We start from the raw sequence: 21,022 nt of genomic DNA on the forward strand, positions 1-21,022 counted from the left end.
CCGCGTCGCCCGCGCCGAGGACGGGCCCCGGTGCGTCCCCTCCGACCCCCGCGGCAACCACAGGCCCCGCAGGCGCAAGCCACCACCGGGCCCGCACCAACGCCCCACACGGCGACCAGATCGCGCCCCAAAGGGGCGCGGGGAACTGCGCGCCCAGCCACAACGCACCCCGCAGACAAACAAACGACGACGAGGGACCCCCGCACCGCGGAAGCCCCTCGTCGAAACGGCGCGCGGCGCGCGCTACCGCTGCCAGCTGGTAGCCCCATGGAAACCACCCTGCCGCTCCAGCCGCCGCCACCGCGCGGCCGTGGCACGCGGGTGGGCGGGGGCCGCCGCGGGCCGGTGCGCGGCGCGGGCGAGCAGGACGGCGGTCAGGGCGGCAAGTTCTTCCTCGCTGGCCTGTCCCTTCTCCACGCGGATGGAGTCGGTGCGGTGGGCAGAGTTCACGGTGTCTTCTCCGTCGTCGCGATGGGCGTCGTGCCGGGTGCGGGTGCGGGGTGTGGCTACTGGGGCGGGTTGCCGTGCTTACGGGCCGGCAGGTCCGCATGCTTGGTGCGCAGCATCTCCAGGGCGCGGATGAGCACCTGGCGGGTCTCGGCGGGGTCGATGACGTCGTCGACCAGGCCGCGCTCGGCCGCGTAGTAGGGGTGCATCAGCTCGGACTTGTACTCCTTGACCATGCGCACCCGCATGGCCTCGGAGTCGTCCGCCTCGGCGATCTGCTTGCGGAAGATGACGTTGGCGGCGCCCTCGGCGCCCATGACCGCGATCTCGTTCGTCGGCCAGGCGTAGGTCAGGTCGGCGCCGATGGACTGCGAGTCCATGACGATGTAGGCGCCGCCGTACGCCTTGCGCAGGACCAGGGAGATCCGCGGGACGGTGGCGTTGCAGTAGGCGTACAGCAGCTTGGCGCCGTGCCGGATGATGCCGCCGTGCTCCTGGTCGACGCCGGGCAGGAAGCCGGGGACGTCGAGCAGGGTGACGATCGGGATGTTGAAGGCGTCGCACATCTGGACGAAGCGGGCCGACTTCTCGGACGCCTCGATGTCCAGGACACCGGCCAGCGACTGCGGCTGGTTGGCGATGATGCCCACCACGCGGCCGTCGAGCCGGGACAGCGCGCAGATGATGTTGGTCGCCCAGCGCTCGTGGACCTCCAGGAACTCGCCGTCGTCGACGAGCTCCTCGATGACCTTGCGCATGTCGTACGGGCGGTTGCCGTCGGCGGGGACCAGGTCCAGCAGCGCGTCGCCGGAGCGGTCGGCGGGGTCCTCGCAGGGGACGGTCGGCGGGTTCTCCCGGTTGTTGGCCGGCAGCAGGGAGAGGAGGTAGCGGACCTCCTCCAGGCAGGTGGCCTCGTCGTCGTACGCGAAGTGGGCCACGCCCGAGGTCTCGGCGTGCACATCGGCGCCGCCCAGGCCGTTCTGGGTGATCTCCTCGCCGGTCACCGCGCGCACCACGTCGGGGCCGGTGATGAACATCTGCGAGGTCTCGCGGACCATGAAGACGAAGTCGGTCAGCGCCGGGGAGTAGGCGGCGCCGCCGGCGCAGGGGCCGAGCATGACGGAGATCTGCGGGATGACACCCGAGGCCTTGGTGTTGCGCTGGAAGATGCCGCCGTAGCCGGCGAGCGCGGAGACGCCCTCCTGGATACGGGCGCCGGCGCCGTCGTTCAGCGACACCAGCGGCGCACCGGCCTGGATGGCCATGTCCATGATCTTGTGGATCTTGGTGGCGTGGGCCTCGCCCAGCGCACCGCCGAAGATCCGGAAGTCGTGCGCGTAGGTGAAGACGGTCCGGCCGTGCACGGTGCCCCAGCCGGTGATCACACCGTCGGTGTAGGGCTTCTTGGCCTCCAGGCCGAAGCCCGTCGCCCGGTGCCGCCGGAGCGGCTCGACCTCGTTGAACGAACCCTCGTCGAGCAGCAGCTCGATCCGCTCGCGGGCGGTCAGCTTGCCCTTGGCGCGCTGCGCTTCGGTGGCACGCTCGCTGGGGCCCCGCCGGACCTGCTCGCGGATGGCGTGCAACTCGGCGACGCGCCCGCGGGCGTCGTTGGCGCCGGCGGGCAGATCTTCGACAGTGGTCATGCCTCGACGGTACGTGGGCGGGGCGCCGCGCACCGATGTCGGTTTCGTACAACGTCGCATGCGATTTGGTGGGCAGGCAGTACAGAACCGTGCTGTACGCGCCCCGCGTCCCGGCGTCCGTTCGGGTGGCGGGGCCTTCCGGCGTCTGTATGGGCTCGACAAAGAGCGGCCGAGCGTTGTTGTGGTGACCGATTGGTCGGGAGGGCCGGGTTCCGGTCAGCGCAGCCGCACCGTGCAGGTGTGGGTGGCGCAGCCGGTACCGGGGGTCAGGCGCAGTCTCAGGGCCCGCCCGGTGGCCAGCACCTCGATCGCCGGGTCACGGGCGAGCACCGCGCCCACCGGCCGCGACCAGGTGATCTCCAGTGTCTCGCCGGTGCGCTCGGGGGCGGCGAGGCACAGCCGCGCGGTGTGCCCGCGGCCCGCCGTCCGCCCCCGGCGCCGCTCCCGGACCAGCACGCTCGCGGGGCCGTCGGCGGTGAGCGGCCCGGCGGCGCCCGCCCGCCAGAAGTTGGCGGCCGTTACGCCGAGCGGGTCGACGGCGATCGCCTGCGCGCCCGCGTCGTTGGCGAGCACGGTCAGCCAGTGCCGGTCGGCGGCACGGGCGGCGAGGGCGCGCGGGGTGGCGCCCGGCATGAGGAGATAGGCGTAGCCGGCGTCGGTGGGGTCGGTGCCGTGGTCGTGCCAGAGGGTGAGGTAGCGGCGGGTGAACGGCTGCGGGGAGGAGCCGCTGTTGATGTCGTGCCAGGAGCCGGTGCGGGCCTCGCGCAGCGCGGTGAGGGGGGCGCCGCCGGGGAAGACGTAGCCGCCGTGTCCGGCGAGGTGGGCCCAGTGGGCGCGGCGGAAGGCGGTGGCCGTACCGAGGGTGCCGGGCTGCGGTACGCCGTCGACGGTGAGCCGGGCGGTGCCGGACTCGCCCAGGCAGCGGTTGTCGACGACGGTCTCGGCGGGCACCCCGTCACGGGCGGTGATGCCGGCGCCCAGGCAGACCACGCAGTCCGCGAGCGCGAACCAGGACTTCCGGGCGGTGAGGGTCGAGCCCAGTCCGCGCAAGTGCTGGCCGATGGCGGCGAAGGTGCCGTCGGTGGTGCCGCCGACCCAGCGGACGGCGGGCCTGGGCTCGCCCCAGCCGCCGCCCTCGTTGTCGGCCAGCCGCTTGGTGGAGACGGTGGTGCCGGGCAGCCGGTAGGGGTCGACGGTGGGCCAGAAGGCGTCGGTGTACTGGTCGCCGCCGAAGTCCGCGCCCCACCAGGAGAGCATGCCGGCGCCGGTGTGCCAGCCGCGCGGGTTCTCGCCGTTGCCGTTCTCGTAGTACGCGATGCGGTGGGAGGCCATGGCCAGGCCGGCGGCCCAGCCGGGGCGGCGGTGCACGGCGCGGTCCATGGCGGGGAACAGCCGGTGGCCGACGGGTTCGGGGGCGGTGGGCGCCGCGCTCCCGGCGATCGCGGCGAGCCGGGCGAGGTCGGCGACCGCGTACTGCCGGTCGGTGAGGACGGGCAGCGTGCGGTCGCGGGCGATCCAGCCCTTGATCATGGCGTGCCAGCGGTCCCGCTCGGCCCCGCTCGCGCTCCGGGAGAGCAGCGCGACGGCGGCGATCAGGGCGTGGCCGTGGTAGTGGTCGCTGCGCAGGACGTGCCGTTCGTCGCTACGGAGGTAGCCGCGGCTGACGGCGCGGCCGTTGACGCTGTCCATCATCAGGCCGTTGTGGAGCAGCGGGGCGTAGGCCCGCTCGACGCTGTCATGGATGATCTGCCGGGCCGGGTCGGTGATCTGCCAGGTCGAGCCGGCGAGCAGGGAGAACAGCCGGCCGAGGCCGTCCAGCAGGACATAGCCGTAGGTGCCGGAGTAGGCGACCCAGGTGTGCTGGATGAAGGAGCCGTCGGCGTAGAGGCCGTCGCCCTCGGTGACGTACGGGAAGACCGGGGAGAGGGCGTCGCGGGCCAGTGCGATCTTGTCGGGGGCGCGGCCGAGGACGCCGCGCAGGGCGACCACCCGGCACAGGTCGACGCGGTTGGCGCCGGTGCTGGTCCCGGTGTAGTCGCCGAGCATGCTGTCCGGCACGAAGTGGTCGACGGCGGCCAGGCAGCGCTCGCGCTGCGCGTCGCCGAGGCCCCCGGGCAGCCGTTCGTCGAGGAGCGCGACGGTGTCGAGGAGGAGGCGGGGGCTGCCGATCTGCCACTCCCACCAGTTTCCGTAGCGGGTGGTGGCGGGGTGGTAGACGGTGGCGTCGAGGTGGCCGAGGCCGGTGACGAGTGCCTCGGCGAGGGCCGGGTCGCCGGTACGGCCGGTGCCGGGCTGCGCGTAGGCCTGGGCCATGGTCTGCAGCCGGCCGTAGCTGCGGGTGATGCCGGACGGCGGGTCGTAGCGGCAGTCGGGCCACAGGGAGCCGGCGGTCGGGCGCATGCCGGCCTGGAAGGTGGTCGCGAGGGCGCCGGTCTCCTGGAGGGCGGCGGCGTAGGGCGGGGCGGCGGGGTCGAAGCCGGTCCCCAGGGTGAGGTCGCACCAGCGGCGGCGGAGGGCGGTGAACTCGTCGGCCGCCGCGGCCGGTCCGGGGGTGGCGTACGCGGGGCCCACGGTGAGGGCGAGCGCGCCCGCGGTGGAGGCGGCGAGAAATCCTCTGCGTGACCAGGCGGGCGGGCCGGGAACTGGTGGCACGGTCGGTCCTCTCCAGGCGTCAACTGGGGGGTGGCGCTGTGCACTTGGGATTTCCCGATGGTCTAGCACGGGCCGTCGCCACGCGGCAATGACCGGGCCGGAGGCGCCCGCACCACCCGTCCGGCGGAGACCTGGCGGGCTCGGCCGGACTCAAGAGGTTGAATGTTGAACCAGATCTGGGTTACGGTGCATGTCGTTGAAGCTTAAACAACCTTCGCGCACGCCCTGTGCGCCGTCCCCGAGGAGGAGCCATGGCTCTGTTCCACCGCAAGCGCACCGCCGACACCGCCACCCCCGCCGCCGCAGCCACCCTCCCCGCGGACCCCGCGCTCGCGGCGCTGACCGGCGACTACACCATCGACCCGGCGCACAGCAGCATCGGCTTCACCGTCCGGCACGCCATGGTCACCAACGTCCGCGGCGCCTTCGCCGGCCACGAGGGCACCCTGCACCTCGACGGCGCCGAGCCGTCCCGCTCCACCGCCTCCCTGGACGTCACCATCGCGAGCATCGACACCGGGATCGCGGACCGCGACGCCCATCTGCGCGGCGCGGACTTCTTCGACGCCGAGTCCTTCCCGCTGATGACCTTCCGCAGCACCGCCGCCGAGCGCGTGCACGGCGACCGCTACCGCATCACCGGCGACCTGACCCTCCGGGACGTCACCAGGCCGCTCACCATCGACCTGGAGTTCCACGGCGCGGCCACCGACGTCTACGGCGCCGAGCGGGTCGGCTTCGAGGGCAGCGCCGAGATCCTGCGCTCCGACTGGGGCCTGACCTGGAACGCCGCGCTGGAGACCGGCGGCGTCATGGTCAGCGACAAGGTCAAGCTCACCTTCGACATCTCGGCCGTCAAGGCCGCCCCGCAGGCCTGATCCCCGCTCCCCCACGCACCACGGCCCCGCGCCGGCCTCTCCCCGAGGGCCGTGCGGGGCCGCGGCCGTCACCCGGCCCCGCCGCTCACTCCTGCGGCTCGACCCCGGCGCGCAGCAGCCCGTAGGCGTAGGCGTCGTACAGCGCCTGCCAGGAGGCGGCGATGACGTTCTCCGCGACGCCGACCGTGGACCACTCGCCGCGGCCGTCGCTGGTGGAGACCAGGACCCGGGTGATCGAGCCGGTGCCCAGGGCGCCCTCCAGGCTGCGGACCTTGTAGTCCACCAGCTCCATCTGGGCCAGCTGCGGGTAGATCCGCTCCAGCCCCACCCGCAGGGCCCGGTCGAGCGCGTTGACCGGGCCGTTGCCCTCGGCGGTGGCGACGATCCGCTCCCCCTTGGCCCACAGCTTCACGGTCGCCTCATTGGCGTGCGAGCCGTCCGGGCGGTCCTCGACGATCGCGCGCCAGGACTCGACGGTGAAGTAGCGCACCGGCCGGCCCTGGACCTCCTCGCGCAGCAGCAGCTCGAAGGAGGCGTCGGCGGCCTCGTAGGTGTAGCCCGCCAGCTCCCGCTCCTTGACCCGCTCGACGACCCGGCCGACCAGTTCGCGGTCGCCGCTCAGGTCGAAGCCCAGCTCCTTGCCCTTGAGCTCGATGGACGCCCGGCCGGCCATGTCGGAGACCAGCATCCGCATGGTGTTGCCGACCAGCGCCGGGTCGATGTGCTGGTAGAGGTCCGGGTCGACCTTGATGGCGGAGGCGTGCAGTCCGGCCTTGTGCGCGAAGGCGGAGACCCCGACGTAGGGCTGGTGGGTGGAGGGGGTGAGGTTGACGACCTCGGCGATGGCGTGCGAGATCCGGGTGGTCTCGGCGAGCTTGCCCTCGGGCAGCACCCGGCGTCCGTACTTCAGCTCCAGCGCGGCGACGACCGGGAAGAGGTTGGAGTTGCCGACCCGCTCGCCGTAGCCGTTGGCGGTGCACTGGACGTGGGTGGCGCCCGCGTCCACCGCGGCCAGGGTGTTGGCGACGGCGCAGCCGGTGTCGTCCTGGGCGTGGATGCCCAGCCGGGCGCCGGTGTCCGCGAGGACGGTCCGTACGACGGCGGTGATCTGGGCCGGGAGCATCCCGCCGTTGGTGTCGCAGAGCACCACGACATCGGCGCCGGCCTCGCTCGCGGTCCGGACGACCTGCTTGGCGTAGACCGCGTCCAGGGCGTAGCCGTCGAAGAAGTGCTCACAGTCGAGGAAGACCCGGCGGCCCTGCGCGCGCAGGTAGGCGACGGTGTCCCGCACCATCGCGAGGTTCTCCTCGGGTGTGGTGCGCAGCGCCAGTTCCACATGTCCGGCATGGGACTTGGCGACCAGCGTGACGACCGGGGCCCCGGACTCCAGCAACGCGGCGACCTGCGGATCGTCCTCGACGCGGACGCCGGCCTTGCGGGTGGCGCCGAACGCGACCAGCTGGGCGTGCCGGAAGTCGATCTCCTCGCGGGCCCGCTGGAAGAACTCGGTGTCCCGCGGGTTGGCGCCGGGCCAGCCGCCCTCGATGAAGCCCACTCCGAAGTCCTCAAGGTGCCGGGCGATGGTCAGCTTGTCGGCGACCGTGAGGTTGATGCCCTCGCGCTGGGCGCCGTCGCGGAGCGTGGTGTCGAAGACGTGGAAGTCGTCGGACACCGCGTCGGCGGGCCTGTGGGACGGGTGGGAGGGTGCGTCCGTCATGCGGGTCTGGCTCCTGTCGGGATCTCGGTCTACCGGAATGACCGGTTCCACCGTCCCTCCATGGTCCCTCGCGCTCCGCCTCCGGTGAGTGTGGGCCGGAAACGAAAAAACCCCTCGCGGGTGCGAGAGGTCTGCGCGCGGGTCGGGGACGAGGGCGGCCGCGCCGTACTCGGTTCGTACGGGGCGGTCACTGCGGACCGGCGCGCCTGCTGCCAATAATCATGGCGAACGAGAGCACGGGGGCAGTCTGGCACACGGCCGCCCCCGGCTCCCGGACCGTCTCAGGATGCGAGCACACGCGTCTCGCTGCCCTCGCCGGTGTCCTGCTTGCCGACCCGGTGCAGGTCGATGGAGCGGGTCTCGCGCATCGTGAGGTAGACGATCAGCGAGACCGCGGCGCAGCCGGCGACGTACCAGTAGTAGCCGGACTCGATGCCGCCCTCCTTGAACCACAGGGCGACGTACTCCGCGGTGCCGCCGAACAGCGCGTTGGCGATGGCGTACGGCAGGGCCACGCCCAGTGCCCGGATGCCGGTCGGGAACAGCTCGGCCTTCACACAGGCGTTGATCGAGGTGTAGCCGGTGACGACGACCAGGGCGAGCAGCGAGAGACCGAGGGCCGGCCAGAAGCTTCCGGCGTGCTGGAGCAGCGTCATGATCGGCACGGTCAGGAGCGTGGAGCCGACCGCGAAGGTGATCAGCAGCGGGCGGCGGCCGATCCGGTCGGAGAGCTTTCCGGCGAGCGGCTGGATGCACATGAAGATGAACAGCGCACAGAAGCTGACCAGGGAGGCGGTCGGTTTGGGCAGTCCGGCGCTGCCCGAGAGGTACTTGGTGAGATAGGTCGTGTAGGTGTAATACGCGACCGTGCCGCCCATGGTGAGCGCGATGACCAGGAACGCCTCGCGCTTGTGGGCCAAAAGCGCCTTGAGGGTGCCGCGCGCCGGGTCGGCGTTGGCTCCGTCGTCCGCGGCGTACACCTCGGTCTCCAGCATGTTGCGGCGCAGATAGAAGACGATCGCGGCGCCCAGCGCACCGATGATGAACGGAATCCGCCAGGCCCAGCTGTGCAGGGCGTCCTCGGACAGGGTGCGCTGCAGCACGATCTGGAGGCCCAGGCCGAGCAGCTGTCCGGCGGTCATGGACACGTACTGGAAGCTGGAGGCGAAGCCGCGCTGGCCGGGCGCGGAGGCCTCGGTGAGGTAGGTGGCGCTGGCCGCGTACTCCCCGCCGACCGACAGGCCCTGGAGCATCCGCGCGACGAGCAGGACGGCGACTCCGCCGTAGCCCGCGACCCCGTAGGTGGGGGCGACGGCGATCAGGACCGCCGAGGCGGACATCAGCGTGACGGTCAGCGTGAGCGCCGCCTTCCGGCCCTTGCGGTCCCCGACCCGGCCGAGCAGCCAGCCGCCCACCGGGCGCATGAAGAAGCCCACGGCGAAGATCCCCATGGTGTTCATGAGGTTCGCGGTGTCATTTCCCTTCGGGAAGAAGGAATCCGCGAAGTACACCGCGAAGCTTGCGTAGACGAACCAGTCGAACCACTCGACCATATTGCCCGCCGAGCCGACCCAGATCTTTTTCCATTGCTCTCGTCCCATAGCCGGTTACGGTCGTCGACCCGGGAGCCGTCGGCAAGAGCGCGGTCGGCAACGATCGCAGCTACTTACGTACGTTGCGGTCATGACGGGCCGGGAAACCGGCCGGTCTGCCGGGTGAACCACCGAGCCGGAGGGAAACGAAAACACATGTCCGAGACGCCACCGCAGCCGCCACCACTCGGCGGGCCGCTGCCCGTTCCCGCCTCCGCCGAGGAGGCCCTGGAGATCGGGCGCGGTCATTTCCCGGCCGTCTGGCCGGACGGAGAGGAACCCACGCTCCGGGTCCATGAATTCGACCTCGGCTATCTGGTGTATCCGGTATTCCCGCCGCGGCCCCCCGGGGCCTATCCGCGCGATCCGGGAGGCTCACATATCGTCGTCGCCAAGGCGGACGGCGGGATCAGCGCGCTGCCCAACTACCCGCCGGAGCAGGCGGCCGAGCTGTACCGCCGCCATTTCCACCGGGAGGCATGAGCACGGGACTCCCGCTCCGGCCAGGTCAGTTCGGCCGGACCGACAGCGTCTCGTCCAGGAACTCCCGTACGTGGCCGCGCACTTCTTCCCGGTCCGTGCCGGGGAGGCCGACGACGAGCTGGGAGCCGAAGCCGTCGAGGAGGGCGCGGGTGCGGGTGGCGAGGCGTTCGGCGTCGACGGGGCGGAACTCGCCCTTCGAGACGCCCTCGACGAGCAGCGCCACCAGGTCGCGGTGCCAGGCCAGTTCGAGTTCCAGCTGGCGTTCGCGGGTCTCGTCGTCGGCGTTCTGGGAGCGGTTCCACACCTCCAGCCACAGGGTCCAGCGCGGGTCGCGGTGGCCTTCGGGGAGGTAGAGGTCGACCAGGGCGTCGAGCCGTTCGCGGGCCGGGACGCGGCGGGAGAGGGCGGCCCGGCGCTCTGCGCCGAGCTGCTCCTCGCTCCACTGGAGGGTCTGCAGCAGCAACTCGTCCTTCGTACCGAAGTAGTAGAGGATGTGGCCGCTGCTCATGCCGACCTCGCGGCCCAGTCCGGCCATGGTCAGCCGGTCCAGGCCCTCCGCGGCGATGGTGGCCATCGCCGCGGCCAGGACCTGCTCGCGGGGCTGGGTGAGCCGGCGCCGGGGACGGCGCGCGGGACCGGGCACGGGGACCTCCGGGTCGGCTGGGGCGGTCTGCGGGTCAGACCGCCGGCTGCTGCTGGGTGATGCAGTGGATACCGCCACCCGCTGCGAAGATCGTACGGGCGTCGACGAGGGTCACCGTCCGGTCGGGGAAGAGCCGGCGGAAGAGCGCGGCCGCCTCCTCGTCGCGCGGGTCGTCGAAGGCGCACAGCACCACGCCATCGTTGCAGAGGTAGTGGTTGATGTAGGAGTGGTCGACCAGCTCGCCGTTCTCCTCGATGACGGTCGGGGCGGGCACCTCGATGACCTCCAGCTGCCGGCCCCTGGCGTCGGTGGCAGCGCCCAGCAGCTTGACGATCTCCTGGCAGATCGCGTGGTCGGGGTGCTCGGGGTCGGGCTGGGTGTGGACGAGCACGGTGCCGGGGCGGGCGAAGGCGGCGACGATGTCGACATGGCCGCGGGTGCCGAACTGTCCGTAGTCGGCAGTCAGACCGCGCGGCAGCCAGATCGCCTTGGTGGTGCCGAGGTGGGCGTGGATCTCCGCCTCGGCCTCGTCCCGGGTGCGGCCGGGGTTGCGGCCCGGGTCGAGCTGGACGGTCTCGGTGAGCAGGACGGTGCCCTCGCCGTCGATGTGGAGGCCGCCGCCCTCGTTGACCAGGGGGCTCGCGTAGCGGCGGGCGCCGGCCAGCGCGCAGACCTGCTCGGCGATCTTCTCGTCGAGGTCCCAGCGGGCCCACTCCTGGGCGCCCCAGCCGTTGAACACCCAGTCGGTGGCGGCGAGCCGGCCGGTGCCGTCGGTGAGGAAGGTGGGGCCGATGTCGCGCATCCAGGCGTCGTTCAGCGGGCGCTCGACGAGGTCGATGCCGGGGCCGAGCAGCGCCCGGGCGCCCGCCGACTGGCCGGTGCCGGCGACGACGGTGACCGGCTCGAAGCGGCGGACCGCGCGGGCGACGGCCGCCCAGGCGCGGCGGGCGTCGGCCAGCGTCCCGCCGCCCTCCTCGCCGAAGGTGAAGCTCGGTCCGGGCCAGGCCATCCAGGTGCGCTCGTGCCGGGCCCACTCCGGGGGCATACGGAAGCCGTCGGCGGCAGGGGTGTTCATGCGGGGTCCTCAGGGTGTGTAGCGGTGTGACAGGCGGGGGTTCGCGCCGGCGGGCGGCACGCGGCCCGGCCGCCGGCGCGGGGCCGGGAAACGGCCGCAGGACGCGGTCACAGGAAATAGAGCCGGGACAGGGACACGGTGTCGGCAGGTTCCGAGCGCATCGGTGCGCCGTCGAGGGTGACCAGTCCGCTGCTCCCGTCGACCTGCACCTGCCCGAGACGGGAGTTGCGGACGAGGTCGCCGGGGCCGATGCCCCGGGTGCCGCGGACGGCGACCCGACGCCGGCGGGTGGGCATCCCGTCACCGCCCTGTTCGGCGGCGGCACGGGCGACGAAGGCGACGGAGATCTCGGCGGGCGTCGCGCCGTACGCCCCGAACTGCGGCCCCAGCACCAGGGGTTCGCAGGTGTCGGTGGCGGCGTTCGGGTCGCCGGTGACGCCGTAGGCGGGGAAGCCGGACTTCAGCACCAGCTGCGGCTTGGCGCCGAAGTACTGCGGCTTCCACAGCACGATGTCGGCCATCTTGCCGACCTCGATGGACCCGATCTCGTGCGAGAGCCCGTGGGCGATGGCGGGGTTGAGGGTGAGCTTGGCGACGTAGCGCAGCACGCGCGCGTTGTCGTCGTGGGCGCCGTCGCCTTCCATGGGGCCGAGTTCGGCCTTCATCTTGCCCGCCATCGCGAAGGTACGGCGCACGGTCTCGCCCGCGCGGCCCATGCCCTGGGCGTCGGAGGAGGTGATGCCGATCGCCCCGAGGTCGTGCAGCACGTCCTCGGCGCCCATCGTGCCGGCCCGGATGCGGTCGCGGGCCATCGCGGCGTCACCGGGCAGATCGGTCTTCAGGTCGTGGACCGAGACGATCATTCCGTAGTGCTCGGCGACCGCGTCCCGCCCGAAGGGGAGGGTGGGGTTGGTGGAGGAGCCGATGACGTTGGGGACCCCGGCCATCTTGAGAACGTTGGGGACATGGCCGCCGCCGCAGCCCTCGATGTGGAAGGCGTGGATGGTCCGGCCGTCCAGGACGCGCAGGGTGTCCTCGACGGTGAGGCACTCGTTGAGGCCGTCGCTGTGCAGGGCGACCTGGACGTCGTGGTCCTCGGCGACCCGCAGCGCGGTGTCCAGGGCGCGGGCGTGCGCGCCCATGTCCTCGTGCACCTTGAAGCCGCAGGCGCCGCCCTCGGCGAGCGCCTCGACCAGCGGGGCGTCGCCGGAGGAGGAACCGCGGCCGAGGAAGCCGATGTTGACCGGCCAGGCGTCGAACGCGCCGAAGGCGTGCCCCAGCGCCCAGGGGGAGTTGACGCCGACGCCCCAGACCGGGCCGAACTCCTGGCCGATGATGGTGGTCACGCCGGACGCCAGCGAGGCCTCCATGACGCGCGGGGTGAGCAGGTGGACATGGGTGTCGACGGCCCCCGCTGTGGCGATCATGCCCTCGCCGGAGACGATCGAGGTCCCGGTGCCGACGACGACGTCGACCCCGTCGAGGGTGTCGGGGTTGCCGGCCCGCCCGATGGCGTGGATGCGGCCCTCGCGGATGCCGACGGACACCTTCCGGATGCCCTGGACCGCGTCGATGACCAGGACGTTGCTGATCACCACGTCGCAGGTCTCGCGGACCGCGGCGGCCTTGAGGTGCAGCCCGTCGCGGGCGGTCTTGCCGAAGCCGGCCAGGAACTCGTCGCCGGGCTTCTGGGCGTCGGACTCGACCCGGACGACCAGGCCCGAGTCACCGAGAACGACCCGGTCGCCGGCCCGCGGGCCGTGCACCGACGCGTACTCGTGGGGGTCGATGCTGCCCGTCATGCCGTCTCCTCCGCTCCCAGGTAGCCGCAGGCGGCGGCCCGCCGCAGCGCTTCCGTCTTCGCGCCCGGCGCGTCCAGCGGGCCGTCGACGAGACCGGCGAAGCCGATCGCGATCCGGTCGCCGCCGATCGGCACCAGACCGACCTCCGAGGCGCCGCCGGGGTCGAACCGCACCGACGAACCGGCCGGGACGCACAGCCGCATGCCGTAGGCGGCGGCGCGGTCGAAGTCCAGCCGCGGGTTGGCCTCGAAGAAGTGGAAGTGCGAGGTGACGCTGACCGGCACCGTCGCGGTGTTGCGCACGGTCAGTACCACCGCGGGCGCCGGCTCCGCACCGGCCGGGCCGGGCAGTACCGCGCCGGGCGCGGGGGGCCGTTCGTCCCCGTCCGCCGGCGCGCCGGCGCCGATCGGGTCGGTGACCACCGCGAGCCGGGAACCGTCGTCGAAGACGGCCTCCACATGCACCTCGGTGACGACCTCGGCCACGCCCGGCAGGACGTCGTCCGGGCCGAGCACGGCGCGTGCCGCCTCGATGGCCTGAGCGAGGCGGCGCCCGTCCCGCGCCGCCTCGCAGACTGTGTCCGCGATCAACGCGGTCGCCTCGGGCACGTTCAGCCGCAGTCCGCGGGCCCGGCGCGTCCGCGCCAGCTCGGCCGCGCCGAACAGCAGCAGCCGGTCGCGTTCCGTCGGGGTCAGCCGCATCCCCTCACACCTCCAGCTCGATTAGAGCAACACTCTAACCACGAAAATCCGCAACGCGAAAGCATTGACCGGAATCACAGGCGTGCGTCACATTGAGCGCTGCTCTAGAAAATGCGGTGAATCGAGTGCCGCTCTAAACGTCTCGTGAGGCGGCCCCAGCCGCGCCCGGCGCGCACCGCCCCCGGCGGGCGGCCCCGCACGGAGCGCCGCAGCCCCTCACCCGCCCGCCGCCCGGCCTCTCAGGGGAGCCCTCATGCCGATCGAACAACGCGGAGTCGACACCGTCCCGGACGAGGAACGCACCAGCGGCCCCCGCGACCTGGTCTCGATCCTGCTCGGGTCGAACCTCGCGCTCGGTGTGGTGATCTTCGGCTGGCTCCCGGTCTCCTTCGGGCTCGGCTTCTGGCCCTCGGTGACCTCCCTGGCGGCGGGCACCGCCGCCGGCACCCTGCTGACCGCCCCGCTCGCCCTGGTCTCCCTGCGCAGCGCCACCAACCTCTCCACCAGCAGCGGTGCCCACTTCGGCGTGCGCGGCCGGCTGATCGGCTCGGTCATCGGCCTGCTGCTGTCGCTGGGCTACACCGCGCTGACCCTGTGGGTGGGCGGCGACGCGGTGGTGGGCTGTCTGCACCGGCTGACCGGACTGCCGCCGAACGGCACGGTCCACGCCCTGGTCTACGCCCTGCTGGCCGGTGCCACCGCCGCCGGCGCGGTCTACGGCTACCGGGTGCTGCTGCGGCTGAGCAAGGTGCTGGCCCTCGGGCTGACCGTGCTGCTGGCCGTCGGCGTCGTGGCCTACGCCGACACCTTCACCACCGCCGCGCCGCCCGGCAGCACGTATCTGCTCGGCGGCTTCTGGCAGACCTGGCTGCTGGCCGCCGTCTCCGCCGGCCTGAGCGGCCCCATCGCCTTCATCACCCTGCTCGGCGACTACAGCCGCTACATCTCCCCGCGCCGGCACAGCGCCCGGAAGGTCTTCGGCGCCACCTGCCTCGGCCTGCTCGTGGGCCTGCTGGTGCCGCAGCTCTTCGGCACGTTCACCGCGCTCGCGGTCGGCGCGGGAACGGACTACGCGGGCCCGCTGGTGGCCGGCGCGCCGCTCTGGTACCTGGCGCCGCTGCTGCTCAACGCCTCGGCCGGCTCCGTCGGCAACGCCGGGCTGATGCTCTACAGCATGGGCCTCGACCTGGACGCGATCCTGCCGCGCGCGACCCGCACCCAGGCCACCTACGTCGTCGCCGCGGTCGCGACCACGCTGGTCTACGCCGGCCACTTCCTGTGGGCGGCGCAGGACGCGATGACCTCGTTCGTGCTGCTGATGACCGCCGTCGGGACGCCCTGGGCGGTGATCACCGTGATCGGCTTCGTCCGCTGCCGCGGCGCCTACGACCCGGAGTCGCTCCAGGTCCACAACCGCGGCACCCGTGGAGGCGTGTACTGGTACCGGGCGGGCTGGCACGTCCGGGCGACGCCGGCCTGGGCGCTGGGTTCGCTGGTCGGCCTGATGGGCGTGGACACCCCGCTCTACCGGGGGCCGCTGCTGCCGCTGACCGGCGGAATCGACCTCAGCTTCCTGCTCGCGGCGGCCGTGGGCGGGCTCGCGTATCTGGCCCTCACCGTCCGGGACCCGGGTCCGGTCGCGGCGCCGCACGCCCGGCCGTCCGCTCCCCCGGCCCCGGCCCCGGCGGCGGAAGCCCCCGCGGAGGCCGGCTGAACCGGCCCGGACCCGGACGGGGCCGCCCCCAGGCACTCAAAGGGGGCGGCCCCGTCCGGGTCCGGGCACACGGCCGTCGGCGGGCTCAGCCCAGCTCGTGCATCCAGCCGTGCCGGTCCTCGGCGACACCCCGCTGGATGTCGAGGAGCGCCTCGCGCAGCTTCAGCGTGACCTTGCCGGGCTCGCCGTCGGACTGGGTCCACTCGCCGCCCGCGCTCTTGACCGTGCCGACCGGGGTGATCACGGCGGCGGTGCCGCAGGCGAAGACCTCGGTGAGGGTGCCGTTCTCGGTGTCGGCCTTCCACTGGTCGATGGAGACCCGGGCCTCCTCGGACTCGTAGCCCAGGTCGCGGGCCACGGACAGCAGGGAGTCACGGGTGACCCCGGCGAGCAGCGAGCCGGTCAGCGTGGGTGTGACGATCTTGTCGCCGTAGACGAAGTAGAGGTTCATCCCGCCGAGTTCCTCGACCCACTTGTGCTCCACGGCGTCGAGGTAGGCGACCTGGTCGCAGCCCTGCTCGGCGGCCTCGGCCTGCGCGAGCAGCGAGGCGGCGTAGTTGCCGCCGGTCTTGGCGTCGCCCATACCGCCGGGGACGGCCCGCACCCGGTTCTCGGACAGCCAGATGGAGACCGGCTTGACGCCGCCGGCGAAGTACGCGCCGGCCGGCGAGGCGATGACGACGAAGAGGTACTCGTTGGCGGGCTTCACGCCCAGGCCGACCTCGGTCGCGATCATGAAGGGGCGCAGGTAGAGCGACTCCTCGCCGCCGTGCGCGGGCACCCAGTCCTTGTCCTGCTGGACGAGCAGGTCGCAGGCCTCGATGAAGGTCTCGACGGGCAGCTCCGGCATGGCCAGCCGGCGGGCGGAAGCCTGGAAGCGCCGGGCGTTGGCGTCCGGCCGGAAGGTGGCGACGGAGCCGTCGGGCCGGCGGTACGCCTTGAGGCCCTCGAAGATCTCCTGGGCGTAGTGCAGGACATTGGTCGCCGGGTCGAGGGAGAGCGGGCCGTACGGCACGAGCTGCCCGTCGTGCCAGCCGCGGCCCTCCGTCCACTTGATCGTCACCATGTGGTCGGTGAAGTGGCGGCCGAAGCCGGGGGCGGCCAGGATCTGCTCCCGCTCCGCGTCGGACAGCGGGTGCGAGGAGGGCTTGAGCTCGATCGTCGTCATGGATGTGTGTCCTTCACTGCGTGTGCGATACCTGGGGGTACCTCCCAGCGTCGGCTGGGGAGCACCCCCCGGCCCAGCCCTCCGGCCGGGGCAAGGGGTCAGGCCCCCGCCGTGCGGCAAGGGTGCGGTTGTGGCGGCCGCGCTCATGAGGCTCTTGAACGTACCGGCCGTTACTGGGACGTCCGAGTTTCCTCGCGGGCAACGATGCCACGTCCGATTATCGCCCGTGGGTCCGCGCCGCCGGAACCGCGTACGCGGTCCGGGTCCGATGGTCGCACCCGGCCGGGCCGGGCCCACCGCCGGGCCCATGCGGACAGCGCCGGGCCCTGGCAGGCCCGGCGCTGTCCATGGTGCGTGTCGGCGCGAGGGGCCTCAGCCCGCTACGCGTGCGGCGAGCGCGTCACCGATCTCGTCCGTGGTGCGCGGCGAGCCGTCCCGGGCCTCCAGGTCGGCGGCCACCGCCTCCTCGATGCGGGCGGCCTGCGGCGCGTAGCCGAGGTGGTTCAGGAGCAGGGCCACCGAGAGGATCGTCGCCGTGGGGTCGGCCTTGCCGGTGCCCGCGATGTCCGGCGCGGAGCCGTGCACCGGCTCGAACATCGAGGGGAAGTCGCCGGTCGGGTTGATGTTCCCGGAGGCGGCCAGGCCGATGCCGCCGGTGACGGCCGCGGCGAGGTCGGTGAGGATGTCGCCGAAGAGGTTGTCGGTGACGATCACGTCGAACCGCTCGGGCTGGGTGACGAAGAAGATCGTCGCGGCGTCGACGTGCAGATAGTCGGTGGTGACCTCGGGGTACTCCTGGCCGACCTTGTCGAAGATGTTCTTCCACATGTGGCCCGCGTACACCAGCACGTTGTTCTTGTGCACCAGCGTCAGCTTCTTGCGGGGGCGGGCGTCGGCCCGCTCGTACGCGTCGCGGACCACCCGCTCCACGCCGTAGGCGGTGTTGAGGCTGACCTCGGTGGCGACCTCGGCGGGGGTGCCGGTGCGCAGCGAGCCGCCATTGCCGGTGTAGGGGCCCTCGGTGCCCTCGCGGACGACGACGAAGTCGATCTCCGGGCGGCCGGCGAGCGGGGTGGCGGTGTTGGGGAAGAGCTTCGACGGGCGCAGGTTGACGAAGTGGTCGAAGGCGAAGCGGAGCTTGAGCAGCAGACCGCGCTCCAGCACACCCGACGGTACGGACGGGTCGCCGATCGCACCGAGCAGGATCGCGTCGTGCCCCTTGAGCGACTCCAGCTCCGCGTCGGGCAGCGTCTCACCGGTCGCATGCCATCGCCGGGCGCCCAGGTCGTACTCCTGGGTTTCCAGCTTGACGTCCTGCGGGAGGACCGCGGTCAGGACCTTCAGGCCCTGGGCCACGACCTCCTGGCCGATACCGTCACCGGGGATCACTGCGAGGCGAATGCTGCGAGACATGTCTGGACCCTACGCCGCGTCCCAGTGATTGACACGTAACGTCCGCCATACGGACACATGGGGAGCCGGTCAGCTCCCGTTCACCCGCTGTCCCCACAGCGGTCGGATCACGCTGCGAAATTCGGCGGCATGACTGGAACATCCCGTGGGTCCGCCCCCCTGCCCTCGCACACCCCCCGCGTCGGCATCCCGGAGCAGCTGGCGGCCCGGATGAGCATGCCGGAACAGCATGACTACCTCCGTACGAAGCTGAGCCGCAGAGGCCTGCTGCGCACCTCGGCGGCCACCGCGGGAGTGGTGGCGGGCTCCGGGCTGCTGTCCGGTTCGGCCCAGGCCGCCTCGCCCACGCTGCTGTCCTCGCCCGCCACGGCCGTCGTCGACGGTGCGCTGGTCGCCCCGTTCGGCCGCCATCTGGCCTTCGGCGCCGACCCGAAGAGCCAGATGCGGGTGAGCTGGCAGGTGCCGTTCGCGGTCAAGCGGCCGTATCTGCGGGTGGGTATCGAGCCGTGGGACCTGGGGCGGAAGATCGAGGCCGAGGTCCGCCCGCTGCACACCCCGTCGCTGTCCGCCAAGCTGCCGGCCGTGCAGCAGTACTACCTGCACGCCGCGCTCGACGGGCTGCGCCCGGGGACCACGTACTACTACGGCGTCGGCCACGACGGTTTCGACCCGGCCGACCCGCGCCACTTCTCCACCGTCGGCACCTTCCGCACCGCCCCGGCCCGCCCCGAGCCGTTCGTCTTCACCGCCTTCGGCGACCAGGGCGTGAGCTACCACGCCCTGGCCAACGACCAGTTGATCCTGGGCCAGAACCCGTCCTTCCACCTGCACGCCGGCGACATCTGCTACGCGGACACCGACGGCGACGGCTCCGAGCACGACGCCTACGACGCCCGGGTCTGGGACCAGTTCCTCGCACAGACCGAGTCGGTGGCCAAGTCCGTGCCGTGGATGGTGACCACCGGCAACCACGACATGGAGGCCTGGTACTCCCCCAACGGCTACGGCGGCCAGAACGCCCGCTGGACCCTGCCCGGCAACGGCCCGGACGCCGAACACGCCCCCGGCGTCTACTCGTTCACCTACGGCAACACCGCCGTCGTCGCCCTGGACGCCAACGACATCTCCTACGAGATCCCCGCCAACCAGGGCTACACCGACGGCCGGCAGACCCGCTGGCTCGACCGCCGGCTGGGCGAACTGCGCGCCACCGACGGCATCGACTTCCTCGTGGTGTTCTTCCACCACTGCGCCTTCTCCACCACCAACTCGCACGCCTCCGACGGCGCGGTGCGTGACGCGTGGCTGCCACTGTTCGAGAAGCACCAGGTGGACCTGGTCGTCAACGGCCACAACCACGTCTACGAGCGGACCGACGCGCTCAAGGGCGGGCGGGTCGCCAAGAAGATGCCGATCGGCGCGCGCGTGGACTCCACCCGCGAGGGCATCGTGTACGTGACCGCGGGCGGCGCGGGCCGGGCCCTCTACGACTTCCCCGTGCCGGACAGCTACGAGGGCCACGTCAAGGACCTCGACCACGTGGACACCTACCACTGGTCCAAGGGCCAGAAGAAGACCAAGGAGACCGTGGAGTGGTCCCGGGTCCGCTACACCGGCTACTCCTTCATCGCCGTCGAGGTCACCCCGGGCCGCCGTCCGCGGATGAAGGTCACCGCCCTCGCCGAGTCCGGCGAGCGCATCGACCACTTCGAGGTGACCCGCTCACCCGCGGAATGATCAGCGCCCACCTGTAGGGGCACCCGGAATCCGGGTGCCCCTACAGGAATGCTCAGGAGAGAAAGAGCCACCGGGCCACGGACAGCCGGATGCGCCAGCAGCAGCGGCAGGGCATGGACGCCGGCCGCGACAGCACCGACCCGGGTCGCGCGCGCACCATCTCAGTGCCCGGTGGAGCCGCCGTTGTCACGGCGGTCGAGGGCACGCTGGAGGGCGGCCGCGGCGTTCCTGCGGTCGGTGTCGCCGTTCGTACGGGCGGCGTGACGGGTCCTGCGGACGGCAGTCTCAGCCATGATTCACGTCTCCTATGCCAGAGCCCCGAGAAAATGGGATGCGTCGATCCAGAAGCGGCCGGAAAACGCGGGGGCCTCGGCACGGCAGGGGTCACCTGCGCTCGCGCACCGGGCCACATCCGCAATCGCTCGATGGAGCGTTACGTTCGGCTCCTACAACGCTAGGACAGCTCGGCCGTGATGTCTGCACAATTACTTGGGCTTCCTACTATCTGAGACGGCGGGCGGGTGCTCGAACGAGTGATCCCCGGATATTTGCTGGTCATGGAGGCGCGGGATCTCCCTAGCGTGGCGGTGTCGCTTGTGCCACGAGGCCGAGCCCGCCCACACTTAGGAGGAGGTGCTGCACCATGACCGCGCTCGCGCAGGAGGCGCCCGTGACGATGCCGGAGATCACGACCCCGGAGGACACGACCCCCGGACCCGAGCTGGACGAGGTCCTGTGGCAGGCATGGAAAGCCATGGAACTCCCCGAGGGCTTCCACGCCGAGATCATCGAGGGGTCCATCGAGGTGTCGCCCACCGGTCGCCACAGCCATAGCCGCATCAGCTTTCAACTGCGCCGACAACTGACGCAGTACCTCGACAAGCAGTCGAGTGCCTATGCCGTTACCAATGACACGAACATCATCCACGGCCGTAAGGTCTGGATTCCGGACCTCATCATCGCCCTCGAAGACGCCATCACCGCCTTCGGAGACGACACCGAATACGTGGCCGAAGACGGGATTGGCCTCGACGTCGGCTGCGTAGCACTCGTCGCCGAGGTGGTCTCGCCCGGTCATGACTGCAAGCAGCGCGACCGCGTCCGCAAGCGCCGCGCCTACGCCCGTGCCGGAATCCCCGTCTACATCCTCATCGACGACTACGACGGCATGGGCACCGTCACCGTTCTGTCCTCGCCGAGCCCCGGCGAAGCCACCTATGCCCAGAGTCACCGCGCGCGGTACGGAATCGACGTCGTCATCCCCGACGGCCCCGCCAAGGGCTTCACCATCGGCGAGGCCATCACCGGCCCTCCGCGCAAAGCCTGAGAACATGCCGACGGCCCGGCGCCCCCGGGG

Annotated in this window: 17 protein-coding genes; 5 read left to right on the forward strand and 12 right to left on the reverse strand. The window is 71.9% G+C overall.

Annotation, left to right across the window (positions count from 1 at the left end; genetic code table 11):
- Positions 1 to 243: 243 nt before the first annotated feature.
- The 3 genes from ACGFN2_RS23100 to ACGFN2_RS23110 form a co-directional block, all read right to left on the reverse strand.
- The gene (locus ACGFN2_RS23100) at positions 244 to 450 is read right to left on the reverse strand and encodes an acyl-CoA carboxylase epsilon subunit (RefSeq protein WP_393363318.1); all 207 of its coding nucleotides are present in this window, start codon (positions 448 to 450) and stop codon (positions 244 to 246) included.
- A 56-nt stretch (positions 451 to 506) separates the two neighbouring features.
- On the reverse strand, positions 507 to 2,090 hold the full coding sequence (locus ACGFN2_RS23105; protein ID WP_393363321.1) for an acyl-CoA carboxylase subunit beta: 1,584 nt from the start codon (positions 2,088 to 2,090) through the stop codon (positions 507 to 509).
- Between the two features lie 216 nt (positions 2,091 to 2,306).
- The gene (locus tag ACGFN2_RS23110; RefSeq protein WP_393363324.1) at positions 2,307 to 4,742 is read right to left on the reverse strand and encodes a polysaccharide lyase 8 family protein; all 2,436 of its coding nucleotides are present in this window, start codon (positions 4,740 to 4,742) and stop codon (positions 2,307 to 2,309) included.
- A 251-nt stretch (positions 4,743 to 4,993) separates the two neighbouring features.
- Between ACGFN2_RS23110 and ACGFN2_RS23115 the strand changes: the two genes are divergently transcribed.
- On the forward strand, positions 4,994 to 5,620 hold the full coding sequence (locus ACGFN2_RS23115; RefSeq protein ID WP_362610708.1) for a YceI family protein: 627 nt from the start codon (positions 4,994 to 4,996) through the stop codon (positions 5,618 to 5,620).
- Between the two features lie 85 nt (positions 5,621 to 5,705).
- Here the strand turns inward: ACGFN2_RS23115 and cimA are convergent, their stop codons facing one another.
- Positions 5,706 to 7,337 carry a citramalate synthase gene (gene cimA / locus ACGFN2_RS23120; RefSeq protein ID WP_393363327.1) on the reverse strand — a complete coding sequence of 544 codons (1,632 nt, stop codon included), beginning with the start codon at positions 7,335 to 7,337 and terminating at the stop codon, positions 5,706 to 5,708.
- A gap of 281 nt (positions 7,338 to 7,618) precedes the next feature.
- A complete protein-coding gene (locus ACGFN2_RS23125; protein WP_393363330.1) occupies positions 7,619 to 8,938 on the reverse strand; it encodes an MFS transporter in 1,320 nt (439 codons plus the stop codon).
- Between the two features lie 147 nt (positions 8,939 to 9,085).
- On the opposite strand from ACGFN2_RS23125, the gene ACGFN2_RS23130 reads away from it, so the two are divergent.
- Entirely contained in the window at positions 9,086 to 9,412 is a 327-nt protein-coding gene (locus ACGFN2_RS23130) for a hypothetical protein (RefSeq protein ID WP_393363333.1), read from the forward strand.
- Positions 9,413 to 9,437: 25 nt separating this feature from the next.
- Here the strand turns inward: ACGFN2_RS23130 and ACGFN2_RS23135 are convergent, their stop codons facing one another.
- The 4 genes from ACGFN2_RS23135 to ureA all read right to left on the reverse strand — a co-directional run bounded on the left by ACGFN2_RS23135 (position 9,438) and on the right by ureA (position 13,633).
- A complete protein-coding gene (locus ACGFN2_RS23135) occupies positions 9,438 to 10,055 on the reverse strand; it encodes a TetR/AcrR family transcriptional regulator (RefSeq protein WP_393363336.1) in 618 nt (205 codons plus the stop codon).
- Between the two features lie 34 nt (positions 10,056 to 10,089).
- Positions 10,090 to 11,130 carry an agmatine/peptidylarginine deiminase gene (locus ACGFN2_RS23140; protein ID WP_393363339.1) on the reverse strand — a complete coding sequence of 347 codons (1,041 nt, stop codon included), beginning with the start codon at positions 11,128 to 11,130 and terminating at the stop codon, positions 10,090 to 10,092.
- Positions 11,131 to 11,237: 107 nt separating this feature from the next.
- Positions 11,238 to 12,932 carry an urease subunit alpha gene (locus ACGFN2_RS23145; protein ID WP_362610723.1) on the reverse strand — a complete coding sequence of 565 codons (1,695 nt, stop codon included), beginning with the start codon at positions 12,930 to 12,932 and terminating at the stop codon, positions 11,238 to 11,240.
- Entirely contained in the window at positions 12,929 to 13,633 is a 705-nt protein-coding gene (ureA, locus tag ACGFN2_RS23150) for an urease subunit gamma (protein WP_393363342.1), read from the reverse strand. Before ureA ends, ACGFN2_RS23145 begins: the two co-directional genes overlap by 4 nt.
- Positions 13,634 to 13,886: 253 nt before the next feature.
- Between ureA and ACGFN2_RS23155 the strand changes: the two genes are divergently transcribed.
- Positions 13,887 to 15,347, forward strand: coding sequence for a cytosine permease (locus tag ACGFN2_RS23155; protein WP_393363345.1), 1,461 nt, complete (start codon positions 13,887 to 13,889; stop codon positions 15,345 to 15,347).
- 85 nt (positions 15,348 to 15,432) lie between these two features.
- Here the strand turns inward: ACGFN2_RS23155 and ACGFN2_RS23160 are convergent, their stop codons facing one another.
- Together ACGFN2_RS23160 and ACGFN2_RS23165 are read right to left on the reverse strand one after the other, a co-directional pair.
- Complete coding sequence (locus ACGFN2_RS23160) at positions 15,433 to 16,515, reverse strand: branched-chain amino acid aminotransferase (protein WP_393363348.1); 1,083 nt, start codon at positions 16,513 to 16,515, stop codon at positions 15,433 to 15,435.
- 372 nt (positions 16,516 to 16,887) lie between these two features.
- Positions 16,888 to 17,928: a 3-isopropylmalate dehydrogenase gene (locus ACGFN2_RS23165; protein WP_393363351.1), complete on the reverse strand. Its 1,041-nt coding sequence runs from the start codon at positions 17,926 to 17,928 to the stop codon at positions 16,888 to 16,890.
- A gap of 129 nt (positions 17,929 to 18,057) precedes the next feature.
- Between ACGFN2_RS23165 and ACGFN2_RS23170 the strand changes: the two genes are divergently transcribed.
- Positions 18,058 to 19,665, forward strand: a complete 1,608-nt coding sequence (locus tag ACGFN2_RS23170) for a fibronectin type III domain-containing protein (protein WP_393363354.1) — start codon at positions 18,058 to 18,060, stop codon at positions 19,663 to 19,665.
- Positions 19,666 to 19,826: 161 nt separating this feature from the next.
- Here ACGFN2_RS23170 and ACGFN2_RS23175 read toward each other — a convergent pair whose 3' ends face one another.
- Entirely contained in the window at positions 19,827 to 19,958 is a 132-nt protein-coding gene (locus ACGFN2_RS23175; protein ID WP_362610740.1) for a hypothetical protein, read from the reverse strand.
- A gap of 350 nt (positions 19,959 to 20,308) precedes the next feature.
- Between ACGFN2_RS23175 and ACGFN2_RS23180 the strand changes: the two genes are divergently transcribed.
- Positions 20,309 to 20,992 carry a Uma2 family endonuclease gene (locus ACGFN2_RS23180; RefSeq protein ID WP_362610743.1) on the forward strand — a complete coding sequence of 228 codons (684 nt, stop codon included), beginning with the start codon at positions 20,309 to 20,311 and terminating at the stop codon, positions 20,990 to 20,992.
- Positions 20,993 to 21,022: the final 30 nt, after the last annotated feature.

Origin of the sequence: Streptomyces sp. NPDC048612, from assembly GCF_043199295.1 — a bacterium.
Lineage (GTDB): Bacteria > Actinomycetota > Actinomycetes > Streptomycetales > Streptomycetaceae > Streptomyces.